Source organism: Halanaerobium saccharolyticum (genome assembly GCF_003259895.1).
Classification (GTDB): Bacteria; Bacillota; Halanaerobiia; order Halanaerobiales; family Halanaerobiaceae; genus Halanaerobium; species Halanaerobium saccharolyticum_A.
Genome location: NZ_QLME01000018.1, coordinates 15,947 through 28,940, shown reverse-complemented (window position 1 = coordinate 28,940; position 12,994 = coordinate 15,947). Strand labels below are relative to the sequence as shown.

The 12,994-nt window shown below is 34.5% G+C and carries 9 protein-coding genes; all 9 read right to left on the bottom strand.

Going from position 1 to position 12,994, the window contains the following annotated elements:
• Nucleotides 1-20: 20 nt before the first annotated feature.
• The 9 genes from C7958_RS11095 to C7958_RS11055 all read right to left on the bottom strand — a co-directional run bounded on the left by C7958_RS11095 (nt 21) and on the right by C7958_RS11055 (nt 12,835).
• Nucleotides 21-974, bottom strand: coding sequence for a 2-hydroxyacid dehydrogenase (locus C7958_RS11095; RefSeq protein WP_111572748.1), 954 nt, complete (start codon nt 972-974; stop codon nt 21-23).
• A 48-nt stretch (nt 975-1,022) separates the two neighbouring features.
• Entirely contained in the window at nt 1,023-1,799 is a 777-nt protein-coding gene (gene djlA / locus C7958_RS11090) for a co-chaperone DjlA (RefSeq protein WP_111572747.1), read from the bottom strand.
• A gap of 84 nt (nt 1,800-1,883) precedes the next feature.
• Nucleotides 1,884-2,651: an ABC transporter permease gene (locus C7958_RS11085; protein WP_243834331.1), complete on the bottom strand. Its 768-nt coding sequence runs from the start codon at nt 2,649-2,651 to the stop codon at nt 1,884-1,886.
• Complete coding sequence (locus C7958_RS11080) at nt 2,641-3,561, bottom strand: ABC transporter ATP-binding protein (protein WP_111572745.1); 921 nt, start codon at nt 3,559-3,561, stop codon at nt 2,641-2,643. The genes C7958_RS11085 and C7958_RS11080 overlap by 11 nt, the downstream gene beginning before the upstream one ends.
• A gap of 61 nt (nt 3,562-3,622) precedes the next feature.
• Nucleotides 3,623-4,990 carry an MATE family efflux transporter gene (locus tag C7958_RS11075; RefSeq protein ID WP_111572744.1) on the bottom strand — a complete coding sequence of 456 codons (1,368 nt, stop codon included), beginning with the start codon at nt 4,988-4,990 and terminating at the stop codon, nt 3,623-3,625.
• Between the two features lie 528 nt (nt 4,991-5,518).
• Entirely contained in the window at nt 5,519-7,909 is a 2,391-nt protein-coding gene (nrdJ, locus tag C7958_RS11070) for a ribonucleoside-triphosphate reductase, adenosylcobalamin-dependent (RefSeq protein WP_111572743.1), read from the bottom strand.
• A gap of 188 nt (nt 7,910-8,097) precedes the next feature.
• Nucleotides 8,098-10,362: an HD domain-containing phosphohydrolase gene (locus tag C7958_RS11065; RefSeq protein WP_111572742.1), complete on the bottom strand. Its 2,265-nt coding sequence runs from the start codon at nt 10,360-10,362 to the stop codon at nt 8,098-8,100.
• Nucleotides 10,363-10,746: 384 nt separating this feature from the next.
• Nucleotides 10,747-11,706: a sugar kinase gene (locus C7958_RS11060; protein WP_111572741.1), complete on the bottom strand. Its 960-nt coding sequence runs from the start codon at nt 11,704-11,706 to the stop codon at nt 10,747-10,749.
• Nucleotides 11,707-11,812: 106 nt separating this feature from the next.
• The gene (locus C7958_RS11055; protein ID WP_111572740.1) at nt 11,813-12,835 is read right to left on the bottom strand and encodes a sugar kinase; all 1,023 of its coding nucleotides are present in this window, start codon (nt 12,833-12,835) and stop codon (nt 11,813-11,815) included.
• Between the last annotated feature and the right edge of the window lie 159 nt (nt 12,836-12,994).

Below are 12,994 nucleotides of genomic sequence, written 5' to 3'. Positions count from 1 at the left end.
TTTTAGAAGCTACAATTAGTTTAACTTACTATATTTTGCGGCTTTCCAGCCAACCATTTTTCAATATTGTTGAACACTATCTCAGCTCTTTTTATAAATGCTTCCTCTGTTGCAAAGGCTGTATGAGGTGTTAAAATAGTATTTTTGGCATTTAAAAGCGGATGATCTCCAGGAATCGGCGGTTCCATCTCAAAAACATCGATACCTGCTCCGGCAATTTCTTCCCTATTTAAAGCCTCAGCCAGCGCCTGACTGTCAACTACAGGACCGCGGGCTGTATTAATTAAAATTGCACTCTTTTTCATCAGCTTAATTTTTTCGGCATCAATTAAATTTTCTGTTGCTTCTTTAAGTGGGACATGCAGACTCACAATATCACTTTTCTGCATCAGCTCATCTAGTTCCAGATATTCCACTTCAAGTTCTTCTTCGTTTTGATGTTTTTTATGATTATCAACTAAAATATTGCAGCCAAAAGCATCTGCAATCCGGGCGGTTTTCTGGCCGATTGAACCAAAACCAACTATCCCAAAATTTTTGCCAGCAAGTTCGTTTCCAATTAGACCTGCTCTGGTTTCTCCTGCTCTTACTGCCTGATCAGAATCCTTAATCTTCCGCATTAAGTCAATTGTCAGTCCAAAGACCAGTTCAGCCACAGCCTGATTGGCATAACCAGAAGCATTGGCAACCAAAACATCATTTTTCCGGCAGGCATCCATATCAATATGATCAAAACCGGTAAAGGCAACCGAAATCATCTTCAGTTTTTCAGCTGCATTGATAACTTCTGCGGGTAAGGACTGATTAGCAATAATCAAAATCTCAGCATCTTTAATTCTTTTTATCATTTCCTCATTATCTTCTGCACGTTTGGAATAGGCAATCAGTTGATGTCCCGCAGCCTCAAATCTCTGCCTGTATTCTTCAATCTTCATCATCGAAATATTGATTGGCTCAATCATCACAATTTTCATTTAGCATCTCCCCCTAAATTATAATTATTACCTAAAAGTTAATTGATTTTAAGCACTTCGCTCTGCCTTAATTGTCTCATAAGCATTATTTATTTTTTTGAATTCCTGTTCAGCAAAATCCACAAATTCTTCCGGCAGTCCTTTACCAATTACATTATCAGGATGAAAATCCTTAGCTTTCTTGCGATACTGGCGCTTAACTTCTTTAAAATCTGCTTCAGGAGAACATTCTAAAATCTTATAATACTTCTCCAGGTCATTTGTATCTAGATACTGAGATCTGATGCTCTCGTACTGACTGTCATTTATCTTAAATATTTTTTTAGCCTTTTTTATGTACTGCTCTTCTTTATGGTGGAAATCATTGTCTGCCACCGCAACTTTCAGCAGCAGATCAAACATCCCTAAAACTAGAGTCTGTTCATTTTTAAAGTTATCATAAAACTGCTGTGCATATTCTTCAAAACTATTATTTTTTCTTTTGGCTTCATCAAAAATACTAATTGCCAGCCTGCGAGCTTCTCCCTGCAGCTTGAGTTCATTTTTTATAAAACGGTCAATAGTTTTAATCTCTGATCTGCTGACTGTTCCGTCAGCCTGAGCAAATTTTGCCAGCATCGAAAAAATACTGGTAAAAAAGATTGTCTGTTTTTCTTCCTGCTGATTTAAATTACCTCTCTGTCCAGCTCCAAATTGATTACCATTAGAATTACTGGAACCACTCTGATCAAAGTGATTCCCAATAGCAGCTCCAATTACTGCTCCTAAAGGACCACCAAAAGACCAACCAACTGTACCGCCAAGAATTTTTCCCATCCAGGCCATAATTTTAACCTCCAATTAAATTTGTAATCAATCAAATATTTTTTTACTTTATTTTACATTTTAGTAATAAAATTATCTAGATATTTAACTCTTAACCTTATATCCAATTTTAAATAAATAAGTAACTATTACCAGCAAAATAACAACTAGACTTCCAATGACCAAAGCTGAAAAAGCAGGTGCAATATCGGATTGGCCGACAAAAGAGTAACGAACAGCATCTACCATATAAAAAACAGGATTGAATAAAGATACCTCACTCCAGATTCCGGGCAGCCCTTTAACAGAATAAAAAACTCCACTTAAAAAAGTCAGCGGGGTAATAAAAAAGTTGGAAAAAATTGAAACATGATCAAACTTTTCCGCCCACAAACCGGCAATTATTCCAAAAAGGGAGAAGATGGAAGAAACTAAAATCGCAAAAAATACTGCTAAAAATGGATGGGCAACAGCTCCCCCATAAAAGAAAGTAGCTACTAAATAAGTCACACTACCAACCAGCATTCCCCGGACCATTCCTCCGATCATAAAACCTAAAGTTAGTTCAATATGAGAAAATGGGGCCAGCAAAAAGTCAATGATAATCCCATTATACTTAGCACCAATTAGAGAGGAGGACGTATTGGCAAATGAATTCTGAATTAAACTCATCATAATCAAGCCGGGAACAATAAAATTTATATAGGGAATTCCATATCCTGCAACCTCTCGATTCTGAAAAGAATAGGAAAAGATAATTAAATATAACCCTGTTGAAATCAAAGGGGCAAATATCGTCTGAATGGCCACCTTAGAAAATCTCGAAACCTCTCTTTTAACCAGACTCAAAAAAGTAATTGTATTAATTGTCATCATCCCCTAAGTTAGTCAGCTTAATAAAGACATCTTCCAGTTTTGCACTTTCAATGTCCATATCGATAATATCTAAGTTTAAATCATTTATTTTTTTGAGAATTTTATTCAAATTCTTTTTTGCAGATTCTATTTTGATCTGTCTTTGATCATCACTTATTTCAAAATCAATTTCTACTAATTCTTTCTCAAATCCTTTTACTGGGGCAGCAAATTTAACACTAATCACCTTTTTATCAATCGAATTAATCAGATTTTCCTTGCTGTCAACCTTAACTATCTTGCCCTTGTTCATAATTGCAATCCGGTCACAGAGAGCTTCCGCTTCTTCTAAATAATGAGTGGTTAAAATAATTGTCTTCCCCTGCTGATTTAACTGAATCACATACTCCCAGAGGCTGTTTCTTAACTCTACATCAACCCCGGCAGTTGGCTCATCTAAAACAATTATTTCTGGATCATGGACCAGAGCTTTAGCAATCAAGAGCCTTCTTCTCATTCCACCTGACAGCTGTCGCGGCCCGATTTCTGCTTTATCATCAAGGCTTAAGGCATTCAGCAGTTCATCAATTTTATCACCATTATCTTTAATCCCAAAATAGCCAGAGTGAATCTCCAGTGTTTCTCGCACAGTAAAATAGGGATCAAATGTAATCTCCTGAGGCACAATTCCCAGAGATTTTTTAGTTTTCCTATAATCAGTTATAATATCATTACCTAGTACAGTAACCTCACCCGAATCCTTATGGACCAGACCACCCAGGATTCCAATTAAAGTACTTTTTCCGGCCCCATTTGGACCTAACAGACCAAAAAACTCACCTTTTTGAATATCTAAATTTATATCATCTAACGCCTGTAACTCACCATAACTTTTATTAATTTCTCTAATTTTAATGGCTGTCGACATTTTATTCCTCCTTCTATCCCTAAAAAATAGGGGGCTTATCTTCTTATCAATCAATTAAGCTTTAAACTGCTTCTCTCATCCTGGCCATTGAACTTTTAATTGTAGCTATCAGCCAGATAATCATAATTACAAAAGACACCGTTTCTGCAATCGGAAAGGAAAGCCAGACAGCATCCAATCCAAAAAACTCTCCTAAAAGATACATTCCGGGAACCAAAAGTATCGCCTGACGCAAAAATGTTATCGCAAAACTGGGCATTCCCTTACCTACAGCCTGAAAAGTTGCGACTCCAATAATATTTAAGACCATAAAAAAGTAAGATAAACTGACTCTCCTTAAAGCTCTGATTCCAATATTTAAAAGTTGTGGATCACTGTTGAATAATCTGATTATAGCCCCCGGAAATAGCTGAAAAACTATAAAACCAAATACCCCAAAACTTAAGGCAGCTGCATTACCAACCAGAATGGTTTTTTTCATCCGCTCAGGATTATTGTGGCCGTAATTATAGCCAACTATCGGCAAATATCCCTGGGTTAGGCCAAAGACCATCATTAAAAAGAAAGACTGCATTCTAAAAATTAAACCCATGACTGCTATTGCAGTTGAAGAAAAGGCTCCTAAAATTAAATTGATAAAAACAATTGAAACGCTAAACAGCAGCCGGTTGGCCATCGCCGGAATACCCACATTATAAATTTCTTTTATAATTTGAAAGTCAAATTTAAAATCCTCTAATTTTAATGTTAACTCATTTTTATCACTAAATAAAACAAAAACAATAAATATACCGCCAATGAAACGCGAAAATACAGTTGCATAAGCAGCACCGGCTACACCGAGCTGGGGAAATGGTCCCAGGCCAAAAATTAAAAAGGGATCAATAATCATATTTAAGACTGCTCCGATCATCATTGTCAGCATCGGTAAAAAAGTATTCCCCTCTCCCCGCAGAATATAGTTAAAAGTTGCAGGGATAAAGATGGCAATCGATCCAGTTAAGATTATATTTATATACTGATAACCTAAATCTATTAAAACTGGATCATTAGTAAATAATCTGATTATATTTTCTGAAAAAAATATGCCCAGCAATCCACCTAAAATTCCATAAATAATTGCAATAAAAAAGACATGTTCTGCCACATTATTTGCCCTACACTTATCTCCCTTTCCTAACAGCCTGGAGATCAAAGAACTGGTACCGACTCCGGTTCCAACTCCGACCGCAATTAAAAACATCTGCACCGGAAAAGAGATTGATAAAGCAGATAAAGCATCTGTACTTAAACGGCCCACATAAATACTATCTACTATATTATACAGAGCCTGAATGAGCATCCCTGCAATTGCAGGAGCAGATAATTTGAAAAGTAATTTAATTATCGGCTCTTCCCCCATTCGACTTGATTTTGATTTAAGTGCCATATTAACCCTCCAATCAAACTAATTTAATTTGTTTTACTCAGGTAGCATTGATTAAATTCAATCTGAGCTGATCTATAAATTTAATTTTAGCCGCATATCTCACTATTTAAATATTCTATCATAAAAATACTGACTAATAAAATAAGACTGACAACAATTTGATTTATATAATAGGTATTATTTTTTAAATTTTATAAATGTTCAAAATTATTTTCTTATTCAGGTAGGGATCTCTACCTAAAATTATAATACTATTAATAATGGTAACTATTAAAAATCAATTTAATTGGAGGTTATACTATTATGGCAAAAGTAGCAAGAGAACTTGTGGAAGAAGCCGGATCTGGTCAAAGATAAATCATCTCCTTTTGTATCTAAATTCTTAAAATAAAAAGCAGTATTTAAAATCAAAAAATAAATATTTTATAAAAAAACACCCTTACCGGCTGATTAATTAAGCCTTTAAGGGTGTTTTTATTTATCAGAGTTATTTTACCATTAATTGGTTCCGTACCCGGTACGGGCACCTTATCTTACCGGGCAGGCTCCTGTTTCACAGGAAGCATCATCAATTTCTCTTTCTAAGTACTCAGTTTCATACTTGGAGACCAGAGAAGGATTAAATCTTTCCATCTCTTCAACCCGCTGAGTATACTCTTCTTCTGTAATTTCTTCGTAGGGCATTAAATCATAGAAGTTATCACTATAGGAAATAAAGGAAATTCCAACTACACTATTCCAATTTTCCCATAACCATTCTTCTACATCTTCCCATTCGTCATCTTTAACATGAACAGTAATAGAAGCATTGTGATCAACATAATTTTCCATAAACATCTTATATGTTTCCAGCTGATCTATTGCATCTACATCTCCCTTAACCTCTCCTTCGGGAGCTTTAACAGGGAATTCTACAACCAGTGTTTCCGGATCATCTGGATCCTGGCCAACTTCTGGATAGATCGGATAATCGAGTTCTTCACAGACCCGGGCCAGCGGATCAGAAGCAGAAATTCTTACCCGGCGCACATAATAGGCACTGTGAGAATAATGCAGTCCACTGGAAACTGTAGGCATTTGAGTCTGAGTCCCCTCTGGCTTAACAGTAGTAATCAGCTTGGGCTCGTTATCTCCTACCTCTTTTGCAATTTCCTGAGCAGCCTGATGAGCAACCTGACTCAGTTCTTCTAACAACTCAGCTTCCTGAGCTTCATTTAAATCAGCAGCATTTTTCATATCCTGCCAGCCGGTTAAGGAAGTACCGATTAATCTATCTCGTTTATTAATTTGATCCCATTCTGGTAATTCAAATTCAATTAAGGCCATTCGGTAACCAGATCTCGCAGATAATTTTTGAGCTTCAAACATCGAATCTTTATCTAAATTACCTTCTTCATCAACAAAAGCCATTACATTTAAGGAAGTTAAGTTACAGACCCCTCTGGAATCTAAAAGAATCTCTGCACAGGGATTAACTCCTTTAAAGTTATCACGGCGGCGGCTTCCTTCTACAGCATTAATAAATCCAGGTTCTCCACTAAAGCGCATCTGTTTAACATGCCAGTTTAACTGTTCTTTAGTAGGTTTGTCTTCGTAAAAAATACTATTATTGCTCATCTGACGGTGAGATATTTCTTTATTAATTACCCATTCGTCATCTTCTTTAACATATAAATTGTTCTTGGCCTGAGCAATTTCTTTATCATCTTCACTGAAAAGACAGATCTGAGATGAACGTCTAACTCCACCAGATACAACATTTTCGGCAATTATATTTGCCACATCCATTGCGTCAATTGGCTTTAATTTAACCCGCTTAATATCATCCAGAGCACGGTCTGGTTTTTCACTTAATAATTTATCGATTTTAGTAAACATTCGCTTTAAACTCTGATGTCCGGAAGCCGTTCCTCCAAAAGTTTTTAGCTTTTCCCCTTTTGGACGCACAGAATCATAATTAAAAATGATCCTTTTTAAAGGCCGATAGGCATGATCGACTAAGAATTTAAAATAATACTCTAAAGACTGAATCCAGCCTTCTTTGGAGTCACCAACATTAACTGTTACTACATCATCTTCATCAAAATCAAAGTCAGTGTATTCTCTTCGTTCATCCTTTTCTACCGGCTCATAATATTTATGAATAACTTCAATATCTGTTCTAATTTTTGGCAGTTTCTCTACATCACGCGGCAGGACACGAAAGCCTACACCTGATCCGATCATTAGCAGATAAAATAAATCCTGATAGGCTTTAAAACTATCAATTACCGTAAAGGAACAGTTATAATTTGACATACCGTATTTTTTGCTGGATTCCGTACTTGCTGTCCAGAGTGTTCTTCCAGCTAAGAAGTTTCTCAAATTATAGACATTATCATATAATTTTTCTGCTTCTTTTTTAGTTGTAGGAGCCAGTGAGCAGTTGTATTCCACAGCTCTTTTTACTGTTTCCCACCAGTATTCCCGACGCTGTTCTTCTTCTAACCAGCGGGAGTATGTTCTATAATAAATAAATTCTCCCAGCTCAGTTGGAAAAGGATTGGGCTGGTGCTTGTATTTACTTAAAAAATCATTAGTTAAAAGTGGATTTTCCCTTTCTTTTTTTCTCTGCAATCTGGACTGCTGTCTTTTATTTCGGTATAAAATATATGACTTTGCTGTTGTAATATAAGCAGCCTTCATTAATTTTTCTTCCACTAAGTCTTGAATTTCTTCGACCCTGGGAACTCGATCCTGATTGTAAAATTCTGTTATCAAATCTGATTCTACATCTAAGGCTACCTGTTCTGCATCATCTTTATCTGCATCTTCACCTGATTCGATCATGGCTCTGTAGATTGCCTTGGTGATCTTATCCCGACTGTATGCTACTTCTCTCTCATCCCGTTTAATTACCGTCATGTCGGATTTACTCAAAATAAAAACCTCCTTAAAATTTTGTTGCATTTATATTAAATGTGCTATAATAAATGTCTAGACATTTATTATAGCATAAAATTTAACATTTATAAATTGCTTTTGTTGCTAAATAAGTGTTTTTGGCAAACAGGAAATCTAATTAAAGCTTTTATGATAAGGCTAATGTCATTATTCATATTTTGGATTTAATTTTTTAAAACTTCTAATAAGACATCTACTACTTTCGGTGAAAATTGGCTGGCTCTATTTTTTTTAATTTCTGTCAAAGCCTCGTTAAAACTTAAGGGATCTCTATAAGTTCTTTTAGAACGCATTGCATCCCAGGAATCTGCTGCACAGAGAATCAGGGATTCAAGTGGAATCTCATCTTTTTTTAAACCATCAGGATAACCACGACCATCCCAGCGTTCATGATGATGACGCACAAATTTAGCTATCTGTTTTAATGAATTGGAACTTTCCAGGACATTACTTCCTAAAACAGGATGTTCTTTAATTATTTCATATTCACTTTTGCTTAATTTTCCTTCTTTATTTAATATTTCTAAAGGAATAAGCATTTTACCAAGATCATGCACTAAACCCGCCCAGTATATATCATCAATTCTTTTTTGTTCAAGCTCCATGGCTTCTGCAATTTCTACTGCCAGCTCGGCTACATTTTCGGAGTGACCCCTGGTATATAAATCATACATCTCCAGCATCTTAACAGTTGCAGAAATCAACTCTTTAGTAAAGTCATCCTGGAGATTATTATATTCCTTAAGTTTATAGAATGAAGAAGCAATATTATAAAAAGCAGAAAATAATTTTTTAGAACTATTAGTAAAGCTTTTATCACTACTATTTTTAATGTCTAAACTTATACCCGCCTTTTTTTCTCCATTAATTATTAAATTAAAATACATAATCTCTTTATGCTTATTTAAACTAATCTCAGTTAATTCTTTAAATTTATCACTGCGCATATATTTTTTATTCCGTTTTTTTACTTCTTCAATATCAATAATCTCTATTGGTGCCTCATGATTATAAAAAGCTTGATTAGGAATTTCACTATTTTTTAATAATTTTAAATCATAACCTACACAGTCAATAAAATTTACATGATTTTCCCCAAAAGTATAAACACTGCCATAATCAGCTTCATAAATAATCTCTACTGCCTGCTGTAAAATTTTACTTAAAAACTCAGCTTCCGAGATTGTATTCAAATTATCTATATCAGAAACCAGAGAAACCATATTTTCAAAACGCTCATTAAGTTTTTCAAGTTCAGTAAAAGATTCTTCCAGCTCCTCATTTATTGCAGTAGTCTCTTCATTATAAGCCTGCAGCTGCTGATTGTAAGCTGCAAGTTCTTCTTTTTTCTCTTTTAAAGAAATTTCATATTCTTTTTTCTCGCTGATATTAAAAACAAAGCTTTCGATAATAAAATCCCCATTATCTTTTCTTTCGATAATTTTAGAACTCATATTTAACCAGATAATTTTTCCATCTTTTTTTCTAGCTCTAAATTCAAAATTTTTAATTTCACCATTTTTATTTAATTTCATTAAAAATTCTTTTCTCTTATCAGGTTTATAATAAATTATTTCTCCTAAATCAGCATAATTATTCAGAACTTCCTGAATACTATCAAAACCGCCCATTTCCATCATTTTTTTATTTGCTTCGATTATCTGACCCTTAGAATTTGTTTTTATAATTCCAATTGGAGCCTCATTATAAAGTTCAAAATATTTCTGCTGACTTTTGTTTATTTCTTTTTTATACATGGTTTCTTTTTTTTGATATTGCTGTATATTTTTAAGCCAACTTTTTATTTCATATTCTTCTACCCTCTGCTGTTTGTATCCTTCAGGATTAATATAGTAGGGATTTTCATGCAGCATACCCTGCCAGATTATATAGTCATGAAGTTCAACTGCAGCTTTAATAGTTTGATTATCAAAAAAGTTAATATTATATCTACAGAGTGCTCTAACTGGATATTTTTCAAAAATTTGATCATGAAGCTTCCATTCATATTTAATTATTTCTTCTTTACCACCATTAAAATCGATAACTCCTTTTAATTCGCCAGTAATACTTAGACCTTTATACCCTTCTTTTTTAGCTAACTTTACATTTGTTTCAATTAAAGAAATCATATCATCAGCACTAAAATCATCTGGATTACCATATAATTTTTCTAAAACAAAAAGCTGCAGCTGTCCAGATTTTAATAAATCATCTATATTTCCGATAGAATTATTTAATTCAGCTAAAATTTTCTTTTGGTTAGCTTTTTCATCAATATAAATACATTTTTCATTATTTTTCAAACTTCCTTTTATAAAAGCATGAATAGCAGATAAAAGTTCCTCATTTCCTTCATAAAATAAAACAGCATGATCCCCAAGATCTAGTAAATTTATATTTTCAATCTCTTTATAATCTACCTCCATAAATTTTTCCTCCAGTTTTTAATTACGATATTACTCATTTTTAAATATCTATCAAAAAATTTCCTCTTATTTACTTTTATTCTCGATTACAATGAAATCCCCTTTTAATAGAAGCGGATTTCATAATATAAATTTACCGATTATCGCTGAAGGGGTATAAACAGAAAAACAGTTAGCTAATTTAAAAAGTGCTAACTGTAATTTATAGGTAGGATTATATATTTAACAAATTTATTTCATTTTTAGAAATATTTGAATAATTAAACGGTAAAAAATATGCTCCAATAATAGCCCCTTTAGAACAAATTTATATTCTTTCTTGTAATATAAATTCAAACTCCAAAGGGGACTTTATAATAGTTATTAAGTCTTAATTTCTTTTTACTATCGATGAATTTCTTCCTTTTTCCCCTGATAAACCTCAACCTGTTCCCAGGTGGGAAGTCCTTCTATATCACCTTTAACAGTAATACACAGGGCACCCACTAAATTAGCAAGCTCAACTGCTTCTCTAATTGGCAGTTCCCTTAAAAGACCGGTAATTAATCCCGCTGCAAAAGCATCTCCGGCTCCAATCAAATCCACAATATTATCCACACAGTAAGGCTCAACCTGTTCAATCTGGTCTCCCTGATAATATAAAGCACCTCTGGCACCAATTTTTAAGACAATTAAAGATCCCGGCTCCATCATCTCATAAAACCCCTTGATAATTGCTTCCGGTTCAGAAAGGCCAAGTAGAATTTTTCCTTCTTCAACTCCTGGCAGCAGAACATTAACCTGAGGAATAATTTTTAACATTACCTCTCTCATTTCCTCTATAGAATCCCATAATTTTAATCTTAAGTTAGGATCAAAAGAAATTTTCAGATCATTTTCTCGAGCCACCCTTAAAGCTTCAAAAAATGCTCCCTGAGCACTCTGACTTAAAGCAGGTGTAATACCTGTTAAATGCAGATGTTTAGCATTTTTAATATATTCTTCATTTATATCCTCCTGAGCCAGATGACTGGCAGCAGAATTATCACGATAATAAAAAACTTTCGGTTCTTTGGTTGTATGCATTTCTTTAATCAACAATCCAGTTCTATGTTCTTCATCTCTTCTTACCTGAGAGACATCTACTCCTTCACCGCGGACAAAAAACTCTACATAATCACCAAGCGGATCCTTCCCCAGTTTACTGATCCAACCTGAATTAAAACCGAGCCGCTTAACCCCAATTGCAACATTAGATTCTGCTCCTGCTATATACTTAGAAAAATTATTCAAATACTTTAAGGAACCTACCTCATTTGGTGCCATTGCCGCCATTGTCTCTCCAATAGTAACAAGATCAATCATTTGAAATTCCTCCTAAAAAAATAAAAATTTGCCTTTAATGCTAAAATTGAAAAAAAGGCCACAGCTTAAAGCTGCAGCCCTTTATTGAAATAGAATTATTAACTACTTATCTCTTAACTCTTCCGGAAGCATTTCCTCCAGCTAGAGTTTCTACTTCTTTAACACTTACATGGTTAAAGTCACCAGGTATTGACTGCTTTAGAGCAGAAGCAGCAGCACCAAACTCAGCAGCTTCCTGAAGCTCTTTACCGGTTACCAGAGAATAAATTAAGCCACCAGCAAAGGAGTCTCCTCCACCAACCCGGTCAATAATTGTGATATCATATTTAGTTGACTGAACAAAATTTTCTCCATCAAAGAGAATAACTAACCAGCCATTACGAGAAGCACTGTGGCTGATTCTTAAGTGACTTCCTACTAATTCTAAGTCAAAGCGGTCAATTAACTGCTTTGCAACATCTTTGTAACCTTCAACATTTAAGTCACCACTGGTAATATCAGAACCACTCTTAATATCAAATACCATTTCGGCATCTTCTTCATTAGCAATTACAACATCAGTATATTCCATTAAACCTTCCATTACCTGACCAGCTCTTTCCTTGCTCCAGAGCTTAGCGCGGTAGTTTAAGTCACAGCTTACTTTTACACCATGCTTTTTAGCAGCTTTAACAGCTTCTAAAGTAACATCTGACATCTTCTCACTTAAAGCTGGAGTAATTCCAGTATAGTGGAACCAGTCTACATCAGCAAAAATTTCTTCCCAGTCAAAATCTGCACTTTCAGCTTCAGCAATTGCAGAATGAGCTCTATCGTAAACTACATTAGATGGTCTCTGACTTGCACCATTCTCACAGTAATAAATTCCTAAACGGTCTCCACCACGGGCAATATAATCAGTATCAACTCCAAAACGACGAACTTCATTTAAAGCAGCCTGTCCCAGTGGATTATCAGGTAACTTAGTTACAAAACGAGCATCCAGGCCATAATTGGCTAGAGATACTGCAGTATTTGCTTCCCCACCACCATAAATAACATTAAATGTGTCAGCCTGAACAAAACGTTCATGATCCGGTGGAGTCAAACGCAACATAATCTCTCCAAATGTAACAACTTTCTTAGACATAAAATAAAAACCTCCTGTTAATTTTTGTTTTAAATTAAAATCAATTTAAGTAAATAACAATTTAATACTAAGCCTTATTTAATAAAACTTAGAAATATCAGAATGAACAAGTCTCAATTAAATTTACTTCTGACAGTAAAACGGACCATTCAGCTGGCT